This window comes from Geoglobus acetivorans, from assembly GCF_039641995.1.
Lineage (GTDB): Archaea > Halobacteriota > Archaeoglobi > Archaeoglobales > Archaeoglobaceae > Geoglobus > Geoglobus acetivorans.
Window position 1 is genome coordinate 733,442 of sequence record NZ_CP087714.1, and the last position, 24,913, is coordinate 758,354.

The 24,913-nt window shown below is 47.2% G+C and carries 22 protein-coding genes and 1 tRNA gene; 9 read left to right on the plus strand and 14 right to left on the minus strand.

The features are described from left to right. Positions 1-37: 37 nt before the first annotated feature. Positions 38-1,069 carry a hydrogenase expression/formation protein HypE gene (gene hypE, locus LPQ35_RS04365; RefSeq protein WP_193807987.1) on the minus strand — a complete coding sequence of 344 codons (1,032 nt, stop codon included), beginning with the start codon at positions 1,067-1,069 and terminating at the stop codon, positions 38-40. Between the two features lie 2 nt (positions 1,070-1,071). Next, positions 1,072-3,306, minus strand: a complete 2,235-nt coding sequence (hypF, locus tag LPQ35_RS04370) for a carbamoyltransferase HypF (RefSeq protein ID WP_193807986.1) — start codon at positions 3,304-3,306, stop codon at positions 1,072-1,074. A gap of 49 nt (positions 3,307-3,355) precedes the next feature. Here hypF and hypA point away from each other — a divergent pair, with 49 nt between their 5' ends. Genes hypA through hypD form a run of 4 tightly spaced genes read left to right on the plus strand, consistent with a single transcriptional unit; the run spans position 3,356 to position 5,580 of the window. Then, positions 3,356-3,691 (plus strand): hydrogenase maturation nickel metallochaperone HypA, encoded by a 336-nt coding sequence (gene hypA / locus LPQ35_RS04375; RefSeq protein WP_346297693.1) that lies wholly within the window; start codon positions 3,356-3,358, stop codon positions 3,689-3,691. Further along, positions 3,691-4,353, plus strand: a complete 663-nt coding sequence (hypB, locus tag LPQ35_RS04380) for a hydrogenase nickel incorporation protein HypB (RefSeq protein ID WP_193807985.1) — start codon at positions 3,691-3,693, stop codon at positions 4,351-4,353. The genes hypA and hypB overlap by 1 nt, the downstream gene beginning before the upstream one ends. After that, on the plus strand, positions 4,331-4,546 hold the full coding sequence (locus tag LPQ35_RS04385; RefSeq protein WP_193807984.1) for a HypC/HybG/HupF family hydrogenase formation chaperone: 216 nt from the start codon (positions 4,331-4,333) through the stop codon (positions 4,544-4,546). Before hypB ends, LPQ35_RS04385 begins: the two co-directional genes overlap by 23 nt. Then, a complete protein-coding gene (gene hypD / locus LPQ35_RS04390) occupies positions 4,522-5,580 on the plus strand; it encodes a hydrogenase formation protein HypD (protein WP_193807983.1) in 1,059 nt (352 codons plus the stop codon). Before LPQ35_RS04385 ends, hypD begins: the two co-directional genes overlap by 25 nt. Here hypD and LPQ35_RS04395 read toward each other — a convergent pair. After that, complete coding sequence (locus LPQ35_RS04395) at positions 5,575-8,154, minus strand: ATP-dependent helicase (protein WP_193807982.1); 2,580 nt, start codon at positions 8,152-8,154, stop codon at positions 5,575-5,577. The genes hypD and LPQ35_RS04395 overlap by 6 nt on opposite strands. A 115-nt stretch (positions 8,155-8,269) precedes the next feature. Here LPQ35_RS04395 and LPQ35_RS04400 point away from each other — a divergent pair, with 115 nt between their 5' ends. Continuing rightward, positions 8,270-8,920 (plus strand): hypothetical protein, encoded by a 651-nt coding sequence (locus LPQ35_RS04400; RefSeq protein ID WP_193807981.1) that lies wholly within the window; start codon positions 8,270-8,272, stop codon positions 8,918-8,920. A gap of 62 nt (positions 8,921-8,982) precedes the next feature. Beyond that, complete coding sequence (locus tag LPQ35_RS04405; RefSeq protein ID WP_193807980.1) at positions 8,983-9,822, plus strand: EamA family transporter; 840 nt, start codon at positions 8,983-8,985, stop codon at positions 9,820-9,822. On the opposite strand, the gene LPQ35_RS04410 is transcribed toward LPQ35_RS04405, so the two are convergent. Continuing rightward, complete coding sequence (locus tag LPQ35_RS04410; RefSeq protein ID WP_193807979.1) at positions 9,808-11,754, minus strand: IGHMBP2 family helicase; 1,947 nt, start codon at positions 11,752-11,754, stop codon at positions 9,808-9,810. The two genes, LPQ35_RS04405 and LPQ35_RS04410, sit on opposite strands and share 15 nt — an antisense overlap. Positions 11,755-11,923: 169 nt before the next feature. On the opposite strand from LPQ35_RS04410, the gene LPQ35_RS04415 reads away from it, so the two are divergent. Then, entirely contained in the window at positions 11,924-13,846 is a 1,923-nt protein-coding gene (locus tag LPQ35_RS04415; protein ID WP_203219015.1) for a KamA family radical SAM protein, read from the plus strand. A 111-nt stretch (positions 13,847-13,957) separates the two neighbouring features. Here the strand turns inward: LPQ35_RS04415 and LPQ35_RS04420 are convergent, their stop codons facing one another. After that, the gene (locus LPQ35_RS04420) at positions 13,958-15,469 is read right to left on the minus strand and encodes an FGGY family carbohydrate kinase (protein ID WP_193807978.1); all 1,512 of its coding nucleotides are present in this window, start codon (positions 15,467-15,469) and stop codon (positions 13,958-13,960) included. 164 nt (positions 15,470-15,633) lie between these two features. On the opposite strand from LPQ35_RS04420, the gene LPQ35_RS04425 reads away from it, so the two are divergent. Next, positions 15,634-16,389, plus strand: a complete 756-nt coding sequence (locus LPQ35_RS04425) for an enoyl-CoA hydratase-related protein (protein ID WP_193807977.1) — start codon at positions 15,634-15,636, stop codon at positions 16,387-16,389. A 53-nt stretch (positions 16,390-16,442) separates the two neighbouring features. On the opposite strand, the gene LPQ35_RS04430 is transcribed toward LPQ35_RS04425, so the two are convergent. From LPQ35_RS04430 to LPQ35_RS04450, 5 genes are all read right to left on the minus strand, one after another. Then, entirely contained in the window at positions 16,443-16,940 is a 498-nt protein-coding gene (locus LPQ35_RS04430; protein ID WP_193807976.1) for a hypothetical protein, read from the minus strand. A gap of 98 nt (positions 16,941-17,038) precedes the next feature. Beyond that, positions 17,039-17,174 (minus strand) — tRNA-Trp (locus tag LPQ35_RS04435). Between the two features lie 49 nt (positions 17,175-17,223). Further along, the gene (locus tag LPQ35_RS04440) at positions 17,224-18,027 is read right to left on the minus strand and encodes an AAA family ATPase (protein ID WP_193807975.1); all 804 of its coding nucleotides are present in this window, start codon (positions 18,025-18,027) and stop codon (positions 17,224-17,226) included. After that, positions 18,024-18,644, minus strand: a complete 621-nt coding sequence (locus LPQ35_RS04445; protein ID WP_193807974.1) for a hypothetical protein — start codon at positions 18,642-18,644, stop codon at positions 18,024-18,026. Before LPQ35_RS04445 ends, LPQ35_RS04440 begins: the two co-directional genes overlap by 4 nt. Before the next feature lie 12 nt (positions 18,645-18,656). Beyond that, positions 18,657-19,700 carry a rod shape-determining protein gene (locus tag LPQ35_RS04450; protein WP_193807973.1) on the minus strand — a complete coding sequence of 348 codons (1,044 nt, stop codon included), beginning with the start codon at positions 19,698-19,700 and terminating at the stop codon, positions 18,657-18,659. A 141-nt stretch (positions 19,701-19,841) separates the two neighbouring features. On the opposite strand from LPQ35_RS04450, the gene LPQ35_RS04455 reads away from it, so the two are divergent. After that, entirely contained in the window at positions 19,842-20,873 is a 1,032-nt protein-coding gene (locus LPQ35_RS04455; protein WP_193807972.1) for a hypothetical protein, read from the plus strand. Here the strand turns inward: LPQ35_RS04455 and LPQ35_RS04460 are convergent. The 4 genes from LPQ35_RS04460 to LPQ35_RS04475 are packed head-to-tail and all read right to left on the minus strand — an operon-like array spanning position 20,860 to position 24,806. Continuing rightward, positions 20,860-21,051, minus strand: a complete 192-nt coding sequence (locus LPQ35_RS04460) for a ferritin family protein (protein WP_193807971.1) — start codon at positions 21,049-21,051, stop codon at positions 20,860-20,862. The genes LPQ35_RS04455 and LPQ35_RS04460 overlap by 14 nt on opposite strands. 43 nt (positions 21,052-21,094) lie before the next feature. Continuing rightward, on the minus strand, positions 21,095-22,105 hold the full coding sequence (locus LPQ35_RS04465; RefSeq protein ID WP_193807970.1) for a M20/M25/M40 family metallo-hydrolase: 1,011 nt from the start codon (positions 22,103-22,105) through the stop codon (positions 21,095-21,097). A gap of 20 nt (positions 22,106-22,125) precedes the next feature. Then, complete coding sequence (locus LPQ35_RS04470; RefSeq protein WP_193807969.1) at positions 22,126-23,793, minus strand: thiamine pyrophosphate-dependent enzyme; 1,668 nt, start codon at positions 23,791-23,793, stop codon at positions 22,126-22,128. A gap of 5 nt (positions 23,794-23,798) precedes the next feature. After that, complete coding sequence (locus LPQ35_RS04475; protein ID WP_193807968.1) at positions 23,799-24,806, minus strand: NAD(P)-dependent oxidoreductase; 1,008 nt, start codon at positions 24,804-24,806, stop codon at positions 23,799-23,801. Positions 24,807-24,913 lie beyond the last annotated feature (107 nt).

Genomic DNA, 24,913 nt, shown 5'->3' on the forward strand with positions numbered 1-24,913 from the left:
TGGTGAATCCCACGCATTTGAAAAATAAAAACTTACCTCAGCAAACTCTCGGAATCGGATCCATTACCGGTGGGGGGAGGATCTTCGTCGTACCTATCCTTGTTTCAACCACGACCTCTTTGAATTCGTCGGTGGCATAGCCGATTATCTCCGCATTTTTGTCATGCATTCTCAGAGCTTTCAGAACATCCTCCGCAAGCTCGTTGACAACTCCGAGAACGACCTTGCCCTCGTTGGCGAGGGTTAGTGGGTCAAGTCCGAGAGCCTCACACACCCCGGCAACGTCATCTCTGACCGGAACTCTCTCTTCGTCTATTTTTATCCCAACACCGCTTTTTTCGGCCATTTCGTTTAGAGTCTCTGCCAGTCCCCCTCTTGTTGGGTCCTTCATTGCCACAATTCCCCCCACGTCAAGCGCGTCTCTCACGGCAAACCAGACTGGCTGGACATCACTCTTAATGTCGATCTCAAATCCAAGGTCTTCCCTTTCAAGGAGCATTGTCAGACCATGCTCACCGATGGTTCCACTGACAATTATCTCATCTCCTGCTCTCAATCCGGAATCTCTGACCCACCTGAACGGGTAATCTCTGTGCTCCTTTATTGCCTCGAGATTCCTTTCAAGGTGCTCGTTTCTCATTCCAATCCCCGATGTGTTCACGAAGATACCTGCGTTCATTTCGACGACCTTTGTGTCTCCCGTTATTATTCTAACACCAATCTTCTCTACCCAGTAGGCGATATCGTCCATAATTCTCTCGAATACACTGTCCTCAAACCCCTCCTGGATTATGAACGCAAGGGACATGAATGCGGGCTCAGCACCGACAACGGCAAGGTCATTCGCCGTACCGCAAATCGCCAGGCTTCCTATGCTCCCCCCTCTGAATACCGGAGGGTAGGCGGTGTAGCTGTCTGTCGTCAGCACGTATGCATTATCAAAATCCGCCGAGTCCTCCATGTCGGAAAGAGCGATTTCTCCAGCACTGGAGTCAATTCTTGAAAAAATCCTTTTTTTGAGGAATTCTGACATGTATTTTCCGCCGGCACCATCTTCTCTTCTTATCATCTTCAAACCTCCAGGAATTTTAGAGCATACAGCTGTCCGAGGGATATCCCATTATCTCCCGCCGGAACAAACTCATTCGTGTAAAATTTCAGGCTTTCTGAAAGCGAAGCCATGAAATGGGAGTTGTAGGCAACACCTCCGCTCACAACTACCGGAATATCATGCTCTTTCACAACCTCACAGAACGCCTTTGCGAGGTAGTCTATGAGTCTCCATGCAACCGCTCTTCTATCCTCTCCCTGCTCAAGCCTTTTGAGGGAGTCAGAAAATATATGGGCGAATCTGATAATTCTGACGTAATCCTTCCTGCCTGAACCATCAATGCTGAACTCGGATGGTTCGTAGCTCTCCTCGATTACCGGCTCATACATCTGATCATCCCTTCTTGCAAGCCCTTCAGCTTTCATTGCGGGCTCTCCCTCGTATGTTCTCTTAAAGCAGACTTCCGTCATGGCTGCTATGGCGTCCATGTATCTCCCGGCTGAGGATGCTGAGATGGTGTTGATGTTCTTTACGTACATTTTCTCGAACAGCTCGAAACTCTCTCCCTCCCTTAAATACATCTCATAGCCCCTTAACAGCTCGAAGTCTTTCTCATGCTTGTATATTATCGAAAAAAGCGTTCTGAGAGGATAATGTACAGCGAGATCTCCTCCGAGTAGCTTTATTCTTTCCAGTCTTGCCACCCTCCTGAAAATTCTCTCTTTCAGGTCAACGTAGAGAACCTCGCCACCCCATATCGTGCCATCCATGCCGTAACCAGCCCCATCCACGGTTATAGCCATGGCCTTGTCAAGCCCTCTTTCAGCCATGACTGAGAGGGCGTGGGCAAGATGGTGCTGAACACTCAGCACTTCAGCTCCCGTTCTCTCGGCAAGTTCGGTGGCGTATTGTGAGGTGTTGTAGAGCGGATGCATGTCCCGGACAACAAAGTCCGGGCTGATGCTGAGGTATTCCAGCCAGAATTCGACTGCCTTTTTGAAAAATCCGTTGAACGTTTTGAAGTTGGCGGTGTTGCCAATGTACTGTGATGGTATGGCCTTGCGATCCTTCAGGACTGCTATGGAATTGTAAAGCTCAGCTCCAAGTGAAATTGCCTCGGCATCAACCTCAATACTGATTGGAGTGGGGACGAAACCCCTCGAGCGTCGTATAATCATCCTCCTTCCACCGACAATTTTCAGGACCGAATCGTCCACCCTGTTGTATATCCTCATGTTGTGGGTCAGCACAGCATCACACTTTATATCCGGCATTTCAATCGCCATCGGTTCTCCAGGCATGTTGGCAGAGGTCATGACGAGAGCATCAGCCCTCAAAAAGCTGAACAGGATTCTGTGAAGTGCAGTGTACGGTAGCATTATGCCTACAGTATCGAGGTGTGGTGCCACCTGGTAAAGCTCCATCTTCTTTTTTAGCACGACAATGGGCCTTGTGTAGCTGAGAAGCTCTGACTTTTCCTTTTCGTTCACGTATGCGTACTTCTCTGCCGTTTCAATATCCCTCACCATTACTGCAAACGGTTGCTGGGGCCTTCTGAGAACAACCCTCAGCCCTTTCACGGTATCGTCGTCAGTAAGGCATGCGATGTGAAAGCCCCCAATTCCCTTTATTGCCAGGATTTTTCCGGAATCGAGCAGCTCAGCAGCCTTCCTGATCGCCTCAACCCCTCTGATTTCACAGGGAGCAAGCTGGTAGTGAGGCCCGCATTCGGGGCAGGTTATCGACTGGGCGAAATATCTTCTGTCCTCTGGATTTTCATATTCTTCCTGACATTTTTCACAAAGGGGGAATTCCGCAAGTGTGGTGTTCTCTCTGTCGAAGGGAAGTGAGAATGAGATGCTGAACCTCTGCCCACAGTCCGTGCATGTGGTGAAAGGGTAAAGGTACCGCCTGTTGCTTTCATCAAAAATCTCCCTGGAACATTCATCGCATACTGCAAAATCCGGAGGAGGAAGTGAAAAAAGCCCGGAGACGCCACCACTTTTCAGGATTGTAAAGTCATCATAATCTCCATCTGCTTTTCGAATAATCACCTGGTCTATGACCGCCATCGGGGGCTTCTCTTTTTTGAGTCTCCCTATAAAAACATCCGGGTCTCTGTCAACCACAATCTCTACAGTACCATCTCCAACGTTTTTCACATAACCCTTAAGACCCATGTTCCTTGCAAGTCTAAAAACGAACGGTCTGAATCCCACTCCCTGAACTCTTCCGGTTACGAGGATTTTAAACACGAATCTGGGAGGGAAAATGGTTATATTACGTTTTCCATGCCTTGATGTGATGCACGAAATGAGTTATGCGGAGGCTATACTCGAAAATCTGATCAATCTGGCCGAAAGGAACAATGCCAGGGAAATTAAAAAAGCTCATCTCGTAATTGGTGAACTGCTTTTGATAAATCCCGAACAGCTTGAGTTCTGTTTCAGGGCTATAAGCAGGGAAACGATAGCCGAAAACTGCACCCTTGAAATCGAGTTTGTGAAGCCCGAAATCAGGTGTGTGAAGTGCGGGAAAGAGTTCGAGGCTCCTGCGGGAGTCTGTGAGTGCGGTGGTTTTGTAAGTGTTAACGGCGGGAAGGAAATGATTTTAAAAAGCGTAATTATGGAGGTGGATTGATGCACAAAATAGAGATCGACGCTGAAATTGATCTGCTGAGCGAAAACAGGAGACTTGCAGCGGAGAACAGAAAGTTTCTGAGGGAACATGGTATTGTTGCGGTGAACATAATGGGTGCGATAGGCTCGGGGAAAACGCTGCTTATCGAGAAGACCGTTGAAGCTCTCAAGGGCATCAGAATTGGAGTGATTCTTGGAGATGTGATATGCAGGGCGGATTATGAGAGGGTGGCGGCACATGAAGTAAAGGCTGAGCCTGTTAATACCGGAAAAGAGTGTCATCTTGATGCTCACCTGATAAATCACAGAATTCAAAAATTTGAGGATGTTGACCTCCTTCTGATTGAAAATGTTGGCAACCTGATCTGCCCGGTGGATTTTGACCTCGGAGAGGACTTCAGGGTTGTGATGGTAAGCGTTACAGAAGGAGATGATGTGGTCGAGAAGCATCCTGAAATTTTCAGGCTTGCTGACGTCATAATAATCAACAAGGTGGCACTTGCGGAGTTTGTTGAGGCGGATGTGGATAAGATGGAAAGGGATGCAAAAAATCTTAACCCTGAGGCGAGAATAATCAGGATGGATCTGAAAAAAGACATCGGGTTTGATGAGTGGATTGAATTTCTGAGGGGTGTCCTGAATGTGTCTGGCAATTCCAGCTGAAGTCGTGGAGGTTGAGTGGCCTTACGCCACGGTGGACATGAAGGGGGCTAAGAGGAAGGTGAGGGTTGATCTGCTTGATGATGTTAAGGTTGGGGATTACGTTTTAATTCATGTTGGGCTTGCGATACAGAAGGTTTCGAAAGAGGAAGTTGAGGAGATTGATAGGCTATGGCAGAAGATACTGGAAGAATAGTCCGGAAGATAGAGGAGCTTAGTGAAGGACAGGAAATCAACCTGATGCATCTGTGCGGGACACATGAAGACACAATTTCGAAGTACAACCTCAGGAGTATTCTCCCTCCAAACGTAAAGCTTCTGAGCGGACCCGGATGTCCAGTGTGCATAATCCCCGACACGGATCTGCAGGAGGTATTTCATCTTCTCGAAAACCGGGATGTTATCCTCACGACGTTTGGTGATATGGCAAGGGTTCCGTTCGAGGACAGGAGCCTCTTCTATTACAGGAGTAAGGGAAAGGACGTCAGAATAGTTTACAGCGTTTTCGATGCTGTTGAGATTGCAAAGCGGGAAGATAAGGACGTGGTATTTTTCGGCATTGGATTTGAGACGACCATGCCGTCAATAGCTGTGGCGATTAAGGATTCTCCTGAGAACTTTTACGTGTACTCTGCTCACAGGTTCTTCATCCCTGCGATAGAGGCTCTGGTATCCGAGGATATGAAGATTGATGGCTTCATCAATCCGGGACACGTTTCCACGATCGTTGGCGTGAAAGCCTATGAGAGGTACAGAAAATATGGCATTCCAATGGCCATAGCAGGATTTGAACCACAGGATGTGCTTCTTGCGGTTTACATGCTCGTTAGGGCAGTTAAAGAAAATGACGGTGGAATCTTCAACGAATACACGAGGGCAGTCAAATACGAGGGTAATGTGAAAGCCCAGGAGGTCATGAATGAGGTGTTTTATTCCAGAGATGGCGAGTGGAGGGGTCTGGGTACAATTCCTGAAACCGGCGTCGGAATAAGGAATGACTTTGAAGAAAAAGATGCCGAAAAGGTATTTGAGGATGTGTTTGAGAACTTTGCTCCAAAGGAGGATAAGCGGAAGAAGCACTGCAGGTGTGGCGAGGTCCTAAAGGGGCTGATAACTCCGAAGGATTGCAGGCTGTTCATGACTGCATGCACACCCCGAAACCCCATAGGCCCGTGCATGGTGAGCTTCGAGGGTACGTGCAATATATGGGCCAAGTACAGTATCTCATGAGTTCGCAGAAAGGTATGCAAGAATTTTTTCGTGCAGTTCCCTCAACACCTTTCTTCTATCCTCCATAAGAACGACATCTTCCTCCCCCATCACGTAGAGGTTCAGGCCAAACGGGCTTGGATAGGGGATGCGTGTAATAACCACATCGATCTCTTTCCCGATTTTTGAAAGATAATCCCTCGCATTTTTGATGTCCATCGCATCTTCCATAATCTCCCGGAATGTCTCCTTTATTACCGGGAACTCCTTTCCGAAGTGTTTCAGAAGCAGCCTGAGCAGAGTGTCTGCGTTTACCTGCTGCCTCCATACGCTTTTCTCTCTCCCGAGATAATTTCTCAAAATCATCAGGCTTCTCACAGCAACATGTCTGAACCTCCTTCTGAGAATTTCGGTTTTCATGAGCGCCTCTTTAAGGTCCTCTTCAAAATCCTTCAGCTCGAAGAGGTCGATTATTTCACTGTCCTTCAATCTTTTATTCTGAGGGAGGATGAGAACAAAGCCATTGTCGTTCAGAGTAAACTGGACATTGCACCTCTTTGCTTTTCCAACCCTGTAAGCGAATGTTCTTGCGATGGCACTGTTGGCTCTTCTGCCCACAAGGGTGTGGAAGAAATAGTAGTTTCTCTCTTCTTCAAGCTTCTCCACCACAAGCCTCCTGCTGTGTGGGATGATGCTGAACCTCTTCTGCTCGTCGAAGTACTCTATGATGGACTCTACAGCATTCCTGTCTGCTGGAAAGCTCTTCAGTATTTCATGTGCATTTTCAAGGTTTTCGTCCATTTCTTTTCTGAACTCCTGTATTCTCAGTGCGAGATCGTAGCTCAGGGGCAACTGCTCGGAAAACCAGCTTGGGACTGTAGGTTTCTCGCCCTTAACCTCTTCGACTATTATGCGCATACCCCTCGATCTCAGAAATCTGAATGTCCTTCCCGCAAGAACGAAAATATCTCCCTTAACGAGCCTCTCTGCAAACTCCTCCTCGACCTTTCCCACGTGGTGCCCATCCTTTGTCACGACCGACACTGCAACCTCGTCCGGGATTGTACCGGTGTTGAGATAGTATATGGGCCGCACCATTTTGCCCCTTTTCCCGAATTCCATGGTATCCTCGTCGAACCATATTTTTCCGTAAACGTTCTTCTCCTCAAGCTCTGAATATTTTCCTGCCAGGTATCTCAGCACGGCCACGAATTCTTCTTTTGTGAGGTTTCTGTAGGGGTATGCTCTTTTCACGACTCTGAGAGCATCATCGACACTCCATTTTCTTTCGATCGCCATTCCAACAACGTGCTGACACAGCACATCGAGAGGTTTTTCCGGAATATGGATCCTGTCAAGCCGTCTCTCAAGGGCTTCCCTGGCCAGAACAGAACACTCAATGAGGTCGTCATGGTCAAGAACCACGATTCTGCCCACACTCGTCTCGTGGAGCTTATGCCCTGCTCTGCCAATTCTCTGCAATGCTCTGTTTATGCTTTTCGGAGAACCTATGAGAATTACCAGGTCAACATATCCAATATCTATGCCAAGTTCCAGGCTTGTTGAGCTCACCACAACCTTAAGTTCGCCCCTCTTCAGCTTCTCCTCAACTTCGAGCCTCACATCCTTTGAGAGAGATGAATGGTGTGCAGCAACCGGAAACTCTTCCCCCATTATTTTTTTGAGATGGAACACGACTCTCTCCGTTGCACTTCTCGTATTTGTGAATATCAGCGTGGTCTTTGACTCTCTTATCATTTCTGCCAGTGTTTGATAGAGTCTCTCGCTTATCTCCTCAGCGGTGGCGTTGAAGAGATTTTCTACGAGTGAAAGCACTGAGATGTCAATTTTCTTTTCGAAGGTCACATCTGCAATCATACAGTCCCTCTCTCTGCCGTTTTCATATCCGGCAAGGAACTTTGCCACCTCTTCAAGCGGATGTATTGTTGCAGAGAGACCTATCCTCACCATCTTCCCTTCCTGGATTTCCTGAAGTCTCTCTACCGAGAGTGAGAGGTGGGTGCCACGTTTGTTCTCTGCAAGGGCATGAAGTTCATCTATTATGAGAAACTCCACCTTCTTCAGGGCTTTTGAGAACTTGGGTGAGCACAGAGCAATTGCAAGACTCTCGGGGGTGGTTATGAGTATATGTGGGGGCTTTCTGAGCTGTCTCTGCTTCTCGCTTGAATCCGTGTCTCCTGTTCTCACAGCTACCCTTATCTTCTGAATTCTGATCTTTTTTCTCCCTGCCAGCTCGTAGATTTCGTTCAGCGGTTCTTCGAGATTTTTCCTTATGTCGTTGTTAAGGGCTTTCAGTGGGGACACATACACGACGTACACTCTGTCCTCGAGCGTCCCCTCCACTGCTCTGTCGAGAAGCCTGCTCAGAGCGGTCATGAAAGCTGCGAGAGTCTTGCCGCTCCCGGTGGGAGAGGAGATCAGCACGTTATTGCCGTTAAAAGCCTCCATTATTGAATACTTCTGGGGTGGAGTAAATTCACCATATTTTGCTTCAAACCATTCCCTCAGAATGGGGTTGAGCCTTGATTTTATCTCCTCATCATCGTATGCATTTCCCTGAACTATCACCAGCATCCGGTTCTGTGAGGCTGCTTAAAATGTTGTGGTACCTCAATGCAATCTCCTGGTTGGTGAAAAACAATATATAATTCTTAAGCTAAAATCATGATAATTAATGGAGGTACCGTGCATGAGGAAAATACTGGTGGTTGTGCTTGCAGTTCTGGCTCTTGTAATGGCAGGTTGCTCAGGCCAGAAAGAAGAGTCCAAACCGGCTGCAACACCGACACCCGTCTCAACGCCGGAAGCTGAGAAAACCCCTGAACCCGCACAGGGAGAAAGTTCAGGTGAAAGTGGTACATCTGCCGGCGGAATCAATACGCTTTACGACCTGTTTGTGGCTAAAAAGATGTATTACGGGAAAGCAACGGTGGTGGAAAACGGGGAAACGAGGACGGTGGAGTTCTGGTATTACTATGATGCGAACAATAACGAGCAGCTAATGCGAATGGAGCATTCTGATGGCGGAGTTGTCATAATGCGGAACAAGTATGAGGATAACACGCTTACAATGACGATGTACATGAAGGGGATGCAGGGTATGCCCATGTCTCCCAACTGCGACTGGGTTATGGTAAAGACCACTCAAACTGTGAGTCCTGGAGAGGCTGAGGAGGTTAAGGATGAACCTGTGGGTGATGCATTTACGGCGACTGTGAGTTATCAGGGGCAGGTTATGGAGAACTATGAGGGGAAATTTGTTGACGCTGATCTAACGCTTTTCCAGCCCGATGGAGAGGTGTGTTCGGTAACGATGGTGATGACTCCGTCACAGGGATGAGATACTGCCATTTTGATAAAAAGGTAACAAAATTTTTTTACCCTGCTTTTTTCCCATGTCCGATGAAAAGACTTCACGCGGACCTCGGTCTTCTGGCTGTGGCGTTGATATGGGGTGCAACTTTTCCCGTTGTCAAGATTGCGCTTGAATTCATGTCTCCGTTTGCATTCAATGCGGTAAGGTTCATTTTCACAGGATTGCTTTTCTTCCCATTTTTGAGGATGGATGAACTCCGGGCTGGAATTGCCATAGGCTCTGCAACCTTCCTCGGTTATGCGCTTCAGACCGCTGGACTTCAGTACACAACGGCAACGAACGCAGGATTCATAACCTCAGTGTATATCGTGATAACTCCAATTCTGGCTTTTCTGCTGTATAGGGAGCGAGTTTCACTAACTGAGGTTGCGGCAGTTCTTCTTGCTTTTGTGGGCATTTATCTTCTTTCTGGATACGCTGGTTTCAACTACGGCGATCTGCTCATTCTTCTCTGTGCAGTAGCTTTTGCCCTCGAAATTGCCATGATTTCGCACTACGCAAAAAATCTGAACCCTCTGAGTCTTGCGGGCTGGCAGGTTGTGGCTGTGGGGATGTTTTCAGCCATGCCGGCGGCTTTCATTACTGACCGATTTGTGCTGAACAGCTACGTTCTTTTTGCCCTGCTGGTTACGGGTTTACTGGGAACGTTCGTTGCAAAAATTCTTCAGAATTACATGCAGGCACACACAAAGTCGGTGGATGCCGGAATAATTCTGTCAATGGAGGGCGTGTTTTCCTACATGTTTGCGGCCGTATTTCTCGGCGAGCGTCTCGACATGCTTCAGTATGCGGGCGTTGCCCTCCTGTTCATAGCAATACTGCTCGTTTCGCTGAAGGATGAAGTTTCCGGGCTAATCAAGGCTTAAGAATGTGGAGCCACCAATCACTGCACCCCTCTCCTTTACGTATCCGATAAATCTCCTGTAAACGACGTCTCTGCTCAGGGTCTCAGCATTACCCACGGCGATAAGAAGTCTTTTTGCTCTTGTAAGTGCAACGTTCAGCCTTCTGTAATCTCTCAGAAATCCAAGGTCCCCTTTTTCATTGCTCCTAACGAAAGAGATTATGATGACCTCCTTTTCTCTTCCCTGATAGCCGTCAACGCTCTTAACCTCACAGTCCACCAGACCTCTTATCAGCCTGACCTGATCGTCGTAGGGCGAGATTACCCCTATGCAATCCCTGTCTATTCCCATTTTTTCAAGTATTCTGACAACCTTTTCCACAATCTTCGCTTCAACAGGATTGTGGTAGGACTTGCTTCCCCTTTTGGATCTTTCCCTTCCTGATTTTTCAGTGTCGATAAAGATGAGCGGATGACTGGTGAGAAATCTTTCGGCTGTACTTCTGGCTGATGGGTTGAGGTCTGAAATCGATATTTTTTCTGCACTTTCATGGGTTTTCACCCTTCCACCGTAGAACGTCATTGATGGAAAATCTGCAATCTCCCTTCTGGCCCTGTACTGTGTATCGAGCATTTCTGATTTGAAGGGATACCTTTCGATCAGAATCTCAAAAAGCGTTCTTTCAAGTTCTTTTGCCTCCAGATTGAGGATTGTGGGGGGAAGCTGTTTGTGATCGCCCGCAAGAATGAACTTTCTGGCTTTATTGATCGGGATTAGAGTGCTGGGTATCACTGACTGCGTCGCCTCGTCGATAACTGCAACGTCGAATCTGGCATCAACTGTAAATGCGGTCGAGTTTGTGGTGAGCACAACCTGCATTTTCTCAAGAATGTCTTTTTCGATTCGCTTTTCGATTTCCTCTGCTTCACTGAAAAGCTCCTTCAGCCTCTCGTTAATCTCAAGCCACCTTGCCATGGACCTTATTGCGGCTCCTGAAACACCCCTGTAGGCCTTCACTCTCTTCTGGGCGAGTTCCATGATTTCTATGTCGCTCATACCCCTCCTGAATCTCGGTGTTGGCTGTATCTCCATCTCCCGTTTTTTCACCAGTTCTTCAATCTCTTTCCAGACCTCCTCCAGTTCTCTGTACCCTTCATGTTCTTTCTTCATTTCCTCTAAGGAGACCCTTCTCAGCTTTTCACTGATCCTTGACGGATGCCCCACCCTGACGATTTTTGCATTGCCGGCAAGTCTCTCAACCAGGTTGTCCACTGCAGTGTTGCTTTCAGCGGTGGCGAGAACCCTGTTTCCTCTCTCAACTTCCTGGAGGATGTACTCTGCAAGTGTTCGTGTTTTCCCCGTCCCGAAAGGACCATGGATGATGAAGAAGTCCTCGCTGCCCAGAGCCTTTGAAATTGCTGCTCTCTGTGAGGGATTCAGTTTATCGTCAAATGGTCTGAAATCAACCGTTTCTGCTTCGCTAACAACTTCATCTTCAAAAATCAGCTTTATGGCCATCAGTCCGCCGTAAGACAGCCTGTCGAGATTTTCCTCCATCCTGTTGAAGGTTGTGTCATCGTAAAACAGATCAACCCTGACACCCTCAAGCCCGATGTCCGGGAATTTTAGGAATTCCACGTCAATATACCTGCTGCCCCTCTCGATAACAACACCTTCGGAGGCTTTTTTAAGCGGATCTCCATTGCTTACAAGAACCACATCTCCCGGGCCTATGTCCGTTTTGATTTCAACCCGTCTTCCGAATCGTATGACTGTCTTTTTAGGATTCTGTGAGACAACCTTGCCCTTCAGCCCTGTAATCGTCTTGCCCGATTTTTCCCTCTGTGCTGCGGAGAGAGACTTTATTTCCTCAATTGCCTTTCTTCTTTCCTCTTCTCTCTCGGACTCAATCAGGTTTTTCAGGTGCTCGAGATAATCTTTATATTCCTCCATTCAGCCACCTTGGATACCATTGCATGGCGGGTTAAATCAGTTGTGGGTTCTAACTCGTGCTTCCGGATACTAACTGTCATACTAATATTCTGGCAGAAATACATATTGTCCTTGTCTTGTATTAGCAAGTGGGCGTAAAAAACTTGTATCCCTAAGAAAAAATAAGAATATGGAGTATGCAGACAATGTAAAAATGCCCGATAATGAGCTTATAAATCTTGAAAAATCCCCCTGGGGATTGGAGCAGGGTGTATCTCACTCTAACTTCCTCGAAATATTTGAACCTCTTCCGGAGCTGAAAGAGTTACTGCTGAAGGCGGAGAATATTGATGAGGCCAGAAACCTTGCACAGAAATTTTCTGGAGAGCTGTTGATTAAATGCAAGAATGGTGAAATTGTCTCAAAACCGGTGGAAAGGTGGCTGTGCGAGGAAGCGATAGGCGTTTTTATGAACCTGACCTCTGAATACATGGAGAATGTTGCGGGATTCTCGACTCTGGAATACCTCTGGAGAGCAACAAAGGGAGACGAAAACGTTTTATCGGTCATTACGGAGGGCTTCGTGGAGGAGTTCAGACACCTTTTCAGGGCAATGGCCGGAAAGGCAGAGTATTCGAAGGGCTGGCTCGGTCAGATGCTCTCTGAAAGGGGTGTTGAATTTGTCGATTTTGACCGGATAAAGGGCAGAAAAGCAGCAGAGATACGGTCAAAACATCTTGATGAGGCATGGAGAATTATAAAAGGTTACGTGGACAGGTATCCAACCGGTCTCGATGATGCGATTATTGAAAAGAGAAAGGAACAGAAAGAAAAGCTGATTGAATTCTGGGGGATAGATGAGGACAGGTGGAACAGTTACAAATGGCAGTTTTCGCATGTTCTCAAAAGGGAAAAGGGTCTTCAGATTCTGAAAGAACTGAACGAACTCGGGATCGTGAAGGTACCCGAGGACAATCTGAAGCTCGTGGAGCTTGCAATTGAGAATCACATTCCGTGGGGCATAACGCCGTACTATCTGCACCTCTGGGATTTTGAGGAGCCTTACAGGCATGACATGCACGTCAGAAGACAGGTGATGCCTCCTGAATGGTACGTCATGAACATGCTCGGTCACAAGGAAGACAGAGAAATTTACTTCGACTTCATGGGGGAGCACGATACCTCGCCGGTCGACCTTGTAACGAGAAGATATGCGATGATTGCGATTGTCAAGCCCTATGAAACCTGCCCCCAGATATGTGTGTACTGCCAGAGGAACTGGGAGGTTACCGAGCCGTTCATGGCGAACGCTTTTCCCGGATGGGAGAAAATCGAGAGGGCGATAGAGTGGTTTAGAGAGCATGACTCCATGATAGATGTCCTGATCACTGGAGGAGACCCGCTGGCTCTCAGCGATAAAACCCTTGAGAGGGTCATCAGGCGGGTTGCGGAATTCGATCATGTGGCAAACATCAGGATAGGCTCGAGAGTGATCGTCACCGTCCCGATGAGGATAACTGAAAACCTTGCAGAGATGCTCGGGAGTTACATAGAACCCGGAAAGAGGAACCTGTCAGTCTCGACCCACTTTGAAACCGCATACGAGGTAACGCCCGAAGTAAGTGAGGCAGCCTACAAGCTCAGAAAATACGGCATCATCATTTACAACCAGCACGTGTACCACAGAATGGTGAGCAGAAGGTTCGAGAATGTTGTTCTCAGAATTGCGCTGAAAAAGGCGGGCATTGAACCGTACTACACGTTCTTTCCCAAAGGCAAGATTGAGCAGAAAGATTACCTGATTCCAATTGCGAGGATCGTGCAGGAAAGGAAAGAGGAGGCAAGGCTTTTGCCAGGGGTGTTCAGAGGAGATGAGCCAGTTTTCAACGTCCCGAGAATGGGCAAAAATCACCTCCGGGCATGGCAGGACAGGGAACTCATAGCTGTAAAGCCGGATGGAAGCAGGGTGTACCTCATGCACCCTTGGGAGAAGGGCATAAGTGAAACCAAGCCTTACACGTATTCTGACGTTCCAATAAAAGAGTATCTTGATTTTCTGGAAAGTATGGGTGAGAGTCTGGAGGATTACAGGACCATCTGGTACTACTACTGATCAGAAAGTACAGCCTTCATCATCGCTTTCGCTCAGGTCCTGCCAAATTCATCATCCCAGATTTTTTTTGGCGGGATGTGTAATAAGCTTTTCTGCAATCGAGGGTCGGGTTTAAAGGATATCTCTGTTGAGCCTTTTGAAAATCCCGGTTATCCTCCTATAGTATTCTTTTAAGATTTCAAGCCTGTTCTGGAGATTTCTGTGCTGCCATGCGTCTGGATGGAATTCTCTTTCATACTCAAACCTTTTAACTGCTTCCTGACAACTTTCTCCGTTCACTGCGGTGTTTACTATTGTGGCCAGACCCCTCAACCCTGCATGCTCCGGTTTTGCCGTTCTCACAACTTTTCTGTTTATTGCCGAGGCGATGATTGAGCACAGGGAGTTAAATCTTGCACCCCCTCCCGTAATTCTTACAGACTCATTGGTTCCAGTCATCTTTTCCACGAAGTGGTAAGCCCATGCTATGTTCATTGCAACACCCTCAAACAATGCCCTGAGCATCTCTTCTTTTCCGGTTTTCAGGCTCAGGTTGAAGATGCTCGCCCTGATGTAGTGGTCGTCAATTGGGGCCCGCTCTCCGAAAAACCATGGTGTGAATATGAGGTCGGTCTCAGTCATTTCAACGATTTCATCGACCTTTACGTAATCCTCCAAATTCAGAACATTCATCACCCAGTCAATTGCCCCGCCTGCAATTTCCTGCTCAGCAACAAGCAGGTACTTTTCCGGAATCCCGCTCAGTATTGTGCCTATGTAATGCTTCACGTCAGCCTTTCTTTTCTCCACATGTGCTCCAACCCAGTCGCTTGTCCCTATGTAGATATGGATCCTGTTGTTCTCAACCGCTCCCGAACCGATTGCCGTTGTGCACATGTCTCCAGCACCAACAACCACCGGAACGCTTTCTATACCAAGTTCATTTGAAACGTCTTCATTGAGAAATCCGGCCACATCTGTGCTGTTCATTATCTTCGGAAAAAGGTCAGATTTCAGACCATAGTCTCTCATGAGGCCCTCATGCCATTCTGCTCTGTTTCTTCTCGTGTCGGCAAGCCATGTGAGGTGTGCCTCGTCATGGCTTGTTACTGCCTTTCCCGTGCATCTGTAGATCAGGTATCCCTTGATGTCGAGGAATTTCCGGGTTCTGGAGAATACTTCCGGTTCGTTGTTCTTCATCCAGAGGATCTTTGGCAGAACATCCTTGCCCGTTTTGCTCGGAGCGCCGCCCGTAATCCTCAGGAATCTGAGCAACCTCAACGGACTGTATCCCGATACGGATGGAAAGTTTCTGAAAAGGTCTTCGGGATATCCCCTACCTCTCTCGTCCAGCCATATAATCATGTTGGACAGCGGGTCGCCGTTCCTGTCCACAGGGACGAAACCAGCCATGTGGGCCGTGAATGAGATTGCTCTGATCTCATAACCCTCTACAATTTCGGCTAAGAGAGATTTCACCTGTTCCCACAGAAATTCAGGGTCCTTTTCGGCGTAGCCCTCCTTTGGATGAACGACCTTTGTTTTATCAGATTTCTCCCTGACCACTCTGAATCTCTGGTTCTCAACGATTCCCGCCTTGATTGATGTTGTGCCAACATCCACAAGAGCGAAGTAATCGGGCATGCAGATGTGTTGTATTTGAAATTATTTATAATTGACTTTATGAAACCATCCACGGTATTGCGGACAGGATGTGGTAATTCATTAAGGGTATTTGACGTGCCGAGTGTGCGCGAATCCGGTGTAATTTTCAAAAATTTGATATATGCAGGATTTCACTCTGAATCATGAATACTGTTGATCTTCAGGATATGGATGGTGTTGCAGTTGTCAGACTTAACAGAGGAAAAAAGAATCCAATAAATCCGGAGTTTGTTGATGACCTTTCTGGGGTTGTTGAGCAGGTTAAAGAGGATGAACAGATAACCTCTGCAGTTCTAACAAGCTCAAACGACAGATTTTTCTCAATAGGGCTTGATGTGCCGGAGCTGATCGATTATGACAAAGCAGAATTCAGGGAATTCATAATGGATTTCAACCTCCTCTGCCTGGATATCTACACTCTGCCAAAGCCCACTGCTGCCGCAATAAACGGACATGCGATAGCGGGAGGGTGCATCCTTGCTCTGTGCTGCGATTTCAGATATATTGGCGAAGGAAAAAAGCTGTTTGGCCTGAACGAGGTCAGGCTTGGTGTGCCTGTGCCTTACCTTCCACAGAGGATCCTCCAGCAAATTGCGGGAGACCGGGTTGCAACTGAAATGGTGTATGGGGGAGATTTCTATCCTCCGGAAAAGGTCCTTGAGATGGGAGTGGTGGACGGCGTGTTTGCTCCGGAAGAGCTGCTTCAGAAGTCCGTTGAGAGTGTAAAGAGGATTGGAGAGCTACCTGGTAGAGCATTTGCAGCTGTTAAGGCAAACAGGACTGAAAGGATAAAGGAAGACATCTTAAAACGCCTGGAAAAAGATGTTGACGTATTTGTCGAGCTGTGGTTCAGTGATGACGCCCAGCAGAGGTTAAAAGAGGCAGCAAAGAATTTTTAATCCTTTGTTTTATTTTGTATAACTCGTTTAATGCAGATATTTTGGAAGAGTTATTATCCCTTCCTCTGGAGTCTCCTGACTGCACCCAGTCTCACGAGTTCTATGGCATTTGCAATTTTAACGAGCCCATCATGTTCTCTGCTTCTTATTTTAACTTCCTTGCCAAAATCCGTGAATATTGAAAGCCTGTATGACCTGGTTACTTTCCACCAGTATAACATCAAAAAACTCGTAAAGAGAAATGCAGCCGGAGAAACAATAAATGCTATGGCTGATCCAAAGGATCCTATCCCGTAGATATATCCTAAACTGTAGAGTATTATCGACGACACCAGAAATACAAGGCCTGATATCAGGTGGCCCCACCTATTTTCTTTCTTTAGCTGTATCATCTTAACTCCGGACAGATACAGGATTTTGAGGTCTTCATTGCCATCCACAATGAGCCTGCTCTCTGTAATCCTTATCTTTCCGCGTTTAATCCTCAGATCATCGTCAATTTCATAGATTTCAGTCTCAAAAAGAACTTTTTCGGGCAACTCAACTTCCACGGATTATATTGTTGTACAGGATTTTAAAAGATTTTCTGGCAGGTTTGGAATTTCAGAGTTACAAGCTATTTGCAACTTTTTACGGAATTGAGATTAAATGGGGCCGGTGGGATTTGAACCCACGACTGGCGGGTCTCCCCGGGTCAGCACTCCAGCGGATCATCACCGCTCAGCAGACCCATCAGTCATCACACCGCTGGAGCCCGCCGCGCTTCCTGGCTACGCCACGACCCCTGTTTTCAGCATTATCGCGATTTGAATATAACTGTTGCGTTTGAGTGAATCAGACCATGGGGGGATATTCTGCAATAATTCTGTCGGCAAGATGCAGGAATGCGTTTCTGCTCGGGTAAAGGAAGCTGAGCCATGAGTGGAATATTGTCTTTCCTGAGGAGAACATACTTTTGAGCTTACCGTCATAGGGTATTATTCCGAATATGTTTTTGTTGTAGAAGTATTTGATCCCGGATTTTGTAACCATGTTTATGATGTATCCTTCCAGGCTCACACCGAGCCTGCTGAGGACCGATTCAACCTTGATTGCGTCAATGTATGCCGGCTTCAGCTCGGCGGAGACTATAAATGTGGTATCAGAGATCATGGCGGGGTACAGTGCGTATTTTGATAATCCCGGTGAAGAATCTATCAGGATGTACTCATAATCCGGTTTCAGAGCCAGTATCAGATCTCTCATTTTTTCAATTTCGATTCCCCTTTCCACGTCAACGAGAGACCTTGCCGGAATAACGTCAAAGCCAGTATTTCTCACCCTCATCCTGGATTTTATCTCGTCAACGCCAGCGTTTCCCGTAAGGTATTCCGTCAGAGTTTTTTCTGGCACCTCTTCGATGAATGTGTGAACATTTGGAAGTGCGAGGTTTGCATCCACCACAATCACGTTCTTTTTTCTCAGAGCGAGAGCAGATGCCAGATTCATTGTTACCGTGGTTTTACCAACTCCCCCCTTGCCAGAGGGAAAAGCCAAAACCCTTGCACCGGCTGTCTTCAATCTGAAGTAGTCTCTCACAATCCTTCTGAGCTTCCGCTCGAATTTTGTGAGCTCGATCAGCGTGTCTGCAGTATTCATAGGATCCTCGGGGATTTACTCTCTGTCTTCTTTTCCTTACTCACCCAGTACCTCTCACTGACGCTGTTTTTCAGCTGACCGATTTCCATGTTTATCTGGGCGATGGTGTTTTTGAGTTCGGCTATTTCGGTTGATAATTTTTCAAGTTCTTTTGCAGAGACCTCATCAGAAGAGGTATCGGCCAGATCAAGGGATTCCGATAGTCGTGATATCTCTGCTTTCATCTGGCTTATTTCGTTGAAAACACTACTCGCATTGATCTCTTCTATTTTATTCTCGAGGTCTGAAATCAGCTCCTTGAGGTTCTCCAGATCTTCTCTGTATTTTTTCTGGAAAGAAATTGATGAAAGCACCTGTTTGATTAGTTCACTGATTTTTGAACTGTCTACCAGTTTTTCAAGGTTTTCGACTCTCTCTGCGATCTCTTTTATCTGCTCATCTCTTTTTTCAAGCTCTTCAAGGAGTTCTGACCTCAGTTCTTCGGTTTTGGAATCTATATGTTTTATCTGTTCTGTAGACTGTACTATTGCTTCTTCAAGGGCAGGTAAATCCTCTTCAACGAATTTTTTCAGCTGTTCAAACAGATGATCCCACTTTTTCAGGATTTCAGCAGACATCACCTTTCACGCTCACTTTTTAATTCTCAGAGTGCTTATCGTGAGTGCGCCTTTTGCCGATGCTGTGAGCGGGTCATCCGGAACTCTGATTTTTATGGCGCTTCCCAGAGCATCCGACAGTTTCGTTTCGAACTTCTCCTTGAGTCCTGGGATTCTCGCCATACCACCGGTTAGCACGAATTCCGAACCTGTTACCAGCCTGTAAATCTTGAAATTGAACTCTGCGAGGGATGGAAGGACTTCAAGGGTTACGAAGTCTATCAGTCCATCAAGGTATCTCTCCACAGGTCTGTTCACAGCCTCGTCAAGTCTGAATGTGAACTGGCCCTTTTCGAAGAGCTGAACGGTCTCCTTTATGTTTTTCCACTCGAGCAGATTTGCATACTTCTCCTTGTATTCTCTTGCAGTTGACAGGTCAACGTTAACTGCACCTCTCGTGAGGTTCATGATTTCGTTCTTTATCCACCTGTCAACCACGTCTCCCGAAACCTCTCCGGTAACCATGCTGAATACGATTTCGCCTTTTCTCACGGCAACAAATTCCGTGGTTGTGGATCCGAGGTTTATAACGGCGTATGTCCTGTCGAGAATTCCCAGACCCTCTGGAAGAGCGAGTGAAGCCAGAAATGAGTCATTCCAGACTTCTTTCCCTGACCATCCGATTGGAACCTGACTCACAACCTTTTTGAAAAGTCCGATGCCCTCTTCCAGCTCTGTAGATGGGATGGCATACGTGACGTAGGAGTTTTCAGGAATGCCATACTTCTTGGCCACCTCTCCGAGAAAGATTCTCAGCAGTTCGGCCTCCTCTTCTGTTGCCGGCAGGCCCCCTCTGAGCATGTATGTAACATCATCTCCATAAAGCTCGGAAGCATCGTTACCGATGATGTAGTCCTTTGTTCCGGTAACGGGATTCTCCTTTTCTCTAATGCAGGTCTCCTCAACATGTATTTCGTCTCCCATCGCAATAACGGTTTTCTGAGAACCGACCTTTATACCCACGGGAATAACGCCTGGCTTTTTGTTTGTTTCGTTGCCACCATTACCTTCTGCCATAATAATTACCTCCGTATAATTGCTATGGTTATGCGTTTTTAAAATTTACCAATCAACCAGCATGGGTTTTTTGAATTACAGCGGAGCATTATAGAGAAAATCGATTCATCAAGTTTTTAAATATGAAGAGAGGTTAATCTTGTGGAGCTCAGCATTTTCCATGCAGAAGAGCTGGAAGACGTTCTGAATAGCATACCCGGTTTAAAACCGAGTTTCAAAAAACTGGGTGACGTGGAGGTTATTGCAGAAAGTGAATACGTCAGAGTTGGGAAGTACAGGAACTATGTTATTGTGCTTTCATCCGAAAAGCTGGATTTTGAGAATGCTCCGATCGAGACTTTCAGGATCGTTCTGACAGAGCTTGAGAACGGCAGGGAATTTCAGTTCGGAACCTACCGTTTTGAAGAAAATACTGTGGAGATTCAGCCTGGAAGGGAAGTGGATTTTTTCGAGCTGTCTCCAATATTCTCGGAGCTTGCAGCCCTGAAGACACTTTCACTGGATGCGGGCAACAGGGGTGAATTTCTTTCAAAGGAAGAGACGAAGATCATAGACAGAACCGTGAAAATTCTGGAAAATGCGGGAACAATGGACATTTCGGTGCTGGAAGACCTGGCGTTTGAGCTGTCATCTCTGAAGGGGAAGTTCATTTCAAGATACATGAAATTCAAGGACGAAATAGAGGAGATCGGTCAGTCTCTGATAAGGTTCAAGAGTCTCTCAAGGAAGTATGGGCATTTTCTGTATGAACTGGCGGCCGAATATGAGGACGTGCTCTCCAATCTCAGGTACTATGAAACGAGCTTTGATCAGACGCTCAGATCGGTGAGGGATTCACTGGAAACGATACATCTTAAGCTTGAGTCAATACAGAGGAGGGAGACTCTGGAATTGCAGAAGAGAACCTCTGCGCTTCAAGTTGCAGCAGCAGTAATTGAGTTCATTGTGGTGTTTTACTATACAATGGGCATCTGGAGCAAATACGCCGATCTGAGCATGCTGCCGAAATGGCTGTCACTCCTGACACTTACGGTGCTTTCGGCGACAGTCCCGCTCTTAACTGAGGCGTTTGGAGAGTATCTCCTTGAAAGAAGGGTTGGAAAGAAGCTGGTAGTGTATTCTATGCTTATGGGTTTGTGCATTGCGATAATCCTTTACACTATTTTCTTTTGATAATCTTGATGGCCTTCAATCTCTCAGAAATCATTCGAAGGTGTTCCTTTTCCTGATTGATTAGGTAATCCAGAAGTTCGATGGTTTCGTGGTCTGCACTCTTTTTCATTTCGGTGTATATTTTGATTGCATCCCTCTCCATTTCTCTTGCTTTCTCCAGTATCTCCTCCGGATCCATCATCCTGAATTGGAATGTTTAAAGATATAAAATTTGGGTAATATCAGAGTTTCAGTGCCACATGGGTCAGGAGATCGACCAGAGCTTCTATGTCTTTAAGGTTCATCATCTCAACCTCGCTGTGCAGGTACCTTATCGGTGCGCTCAGGGTCAGAATCTCGCTTTTATGTTCGAACGCGGAGGAATCCGTACCCCCTCCTGTGGTACCTATCTGTACGGGGATGTCTGCCTTTAGGGCAATGTCCCTGACCTTCAATGCGAGTTTCCGTGAGTATATTGCTGAGTTGTCCACCGCTCGTATCACTGGCCCCTGTCCAAGTCTGACATCTCCGGTGAGAAGGTTGCAGCAGCCGAAAGAGTCTATCGCAATGGCATAGTCTGGAGAATAGCTGTTTGCGAGAAATCTGGCTCCTTTCAGTCCGTTCTCTTCCTGAACCGTGAATGCGAAGACAATTTTGCCGTCCAGCTCGGGTTCGAGGTTTTCAGTGAAAATTCTCCGGATAACCTCGAAAAGCACAACCGCACCGAACCTATCGTCAAGGGATCTGCAGGAAACGTATCTGCCATTCAGGATTGAGAAGTGCTTTTTGAATACTGCAAAATCGAGTGGTTTGACTCCGAGGTCCACAGCTTCGTCCCTGTTTTCCGCACCTATGTCGATGGTGAGCTGATGCCAGGGGACAGTATCTGTTCTGCCCTCTATGTTGAGGTGGGGTGGTACTGCTCCAATTACACCATCGATTTTTCCATTTTCGGTTATGACATCAACGTGTCGTCCGTACAGCAGTCGATCGTCAATTCCTCCAATCTTTCTGAACGTGAGCTTTCCATCAGGTGTTATTCCTGTTATCAGAAGACCGATCTCATCAACATGCGCCATAAAAACGATTCTTTCATCACCACTACCTGCTTCAACTATGAGATTTCCTATTCTGTCTTCTTTAACGTCTGTGTACGGTCTGAGCCAATCCCTGAGCTTCTCTTTGACCTGACCCTCATATCCGGATATTCCAGGTATTGATGTCAGTTCTTTCAGCTTTTTTACAAGCTCCATTTTTTCTCACCTCGTGCGTGTCAGACTGAACCCATCTTCAGCGTTGCATTCAGGTTGAGGGGAGGTATCTCATCTCTGTCTATGACCAGTTCAACAAGTCTTGCCCCATCCTGTATTATAAACTCTACTCCCTCTTCGATCTGATCGTTGCCGTCAATCCTCATCGCCGGAATTCCGAACGATTCCGAGAGCGTGACAAAGTCAGGATTTTCCAGGATGGTCTGGAAGACTCTTCCCTGCTTTTGAAGCAGCTGCTTTATGTAAAGCACCCTGTACGAATTATCGTTGACTATCACAATTTTCAGGTTCAGATTCTCTCTTTTTACTGTCTCAAGCTCCTGAATGGTCATCATTATCTCTCCATCACCAGCAACAACCACGACATCTCTTTCTGGATTTGCCTTTTTGGCGCCTATTCCTGCGGGCAGGGCATAGCTCATGGCTCCGAGGTTCGTGGCTGCGAGGTATGAGCCGGGGCTGAAAACCTTCAGATTGTTGTTGGCGAATATAACGTGTGTCCCCTGGCCACCCACAACGATCCTGTCTCTGTCGAGCTTTTCGTTGAGAACATCGAAGAATCTTGCCGGGTTTACAAGCTTCGTTTCCTTGGAACTGAAGCTCGAAAGCGTTGAACTCCAGATATCTGTGTAGGATCTGACCCTTTTTACCCACTCCTCTCTGTCTCCCGTTTCAGCATGCCGGGCTTTCTTGGCAAGCTCGTTGAGAACGTGTGCCGGGTCGGCCCTTATTTGGGTGTAATACAGGGGTCGCACATCTGCAGAGGGGTCCTCCGAGATGACAACAACGTCACCTCTGGGTATGAGGGTGTAGCCGTATGTCGTTACATCATCAAGCTCGTTGCCCAGCACAAGCAGAAAATCACAGTCTTCCAGTATCCTGTCAGCTGTCAGCGACCCTCCTCCGAATCCCACCCTTCCGGCGCACATCGCATCATCTTCAGGAATTGCTCCCCTGCCGTTTCCCGATGTTATCACGTATGCTGAGAATCTTTCACTCAGAACCTTCAGGTTCTCGGGGTTGAAGTCTGGTCTTCTGACGAGCTCCCCACATGCAAGAATTGCAGGCTGCTCGGCATTCTTCATTTTTTCAATAAGGTTGTCTGTTTCCTGAACATCTCCAAGAGCCTGCGGCTGCGGCGGTTCAACCTGTTTGACGAGCGATAGCTCGGCACCCCACAGGTCTTCTGGAATCTCTATCACTCCCGGCCCGTACGGCCAGGTAAGCATGCTTTCATAAACCTTTGAGAGTACCTCAGGAAGGTCATTTTCGTCGTTTACAACTTCATAAACCTTAACCAGACCATCTGCAACGCTCTTCTGCTCGACCTCAAGCCACGCATCTGTTCCTCTGAGCCTCCTCTTTACACCTCCGGAAATCAGGAGGAGAGGGACCCTGTCCTTCATTGCTATGCCCAGAGAAATTGCAGAATTGAGAAATCCCGGACCGGCATGTACTATCGCACATGAAAGCTTCCCCGAACTTCTGAACTCAGCATCAGCTGCAGAGACTGCTGTCTGTTCATGCCTTACCGTTATAACCTCGAGTTTACCGGAATGGGCAGATAGAGCGTCATAAAAATCGAGGACTGAGGTCCCAACGATGCCATAAGCCCTCTCAACCCCCGCGGCAATCAGCGCCTCTGCGAGATATTCTGCTACCGTTTTCATAACCATCACATGTTCACGACCGATTCAGCCTGACCACCGGCAAGCACCCTCAGTATGTTCTGAACGCTGTGCTGAATGATTCTCGCCCTCGCATCCGCATTTGCTCCGGCTATGTGGGGTGTCAGGAGCAGGTTAGCCTTTGCCTCCCTCGCAAGTTTCAGCAGCGGGTGGTCCTCGTCTGGAGGCTCCTTAGAATACACGTCAATTGCAGCACCCATGATCCACTTCTCCTTCAATGCTCTGGCAAGAGCTCCTTCATCCACAAGCTCGCCTCTCGATGGGTTTATGAAAATGGCCGTTGGTTTCATCATTCTGAGCTCCTTCTGGCCGATCATTTCCCTGGTTTCGGGAGTCAGGGGAACGTGGATGGAAATGACGTCGCTCATTCTCAAAAGCTTTCCGAGGTCTGAGAACTCGGCCTCAAGCTCGCTCTCGGCCTGCTCGTTTCTGAATTTGTCGTGGTATACGATTCTTGCACCGAAAGCCCTTGCCCTTCTGGCAGTCTCTCTCCCAATCCGTCCGAAACCAATGATCCCCCATGTTTTGCCCAAGAGGTCAAACGTGCCCATGTCCATGAGCTTCCACTGCGCCCATTCTCCATTTTTCGTTGTTTCGTGAGCGTAGAGAATTCTCTTCATAAGCATTAGGGCTGCCATGACTGACCACTCGGCAACACTTGCTGTGTTTGCGCCACCTGCATTTGCGACGGGAATCCCACGCTTTCTGCATGCCTCGAGATCTATGTGGTCAAAACCCGTGCTCGGCTGCTGAATCAGCCTGACTTTTTTCATGTGTTCGACCATCTCCCCGTCAATTTTCATCTGAAAACTGTAGTCCCCAAGCACAACATCTGCGCTTTCGAGAATTTCGAGCACCTCGTCTCTCGGCTTCCCGAACACCCCTATGATTTTCAGGCCTCCTTCCAGCTGGCTTTTAAATGGTGCAAATAGGCTCTCCACAAAAGACTCCGGCAGCGGACTCATGGAAACGACAACATACTCTTCCTGTGTCATGATTAATGCTGATGATTTGCATGTATAAATATCCTTCTTCTATTGAACGTCACCTCATGAAGCATGAAATAAAAAGATTTATTTGCTCACTGAAAAATCTGAGTTCA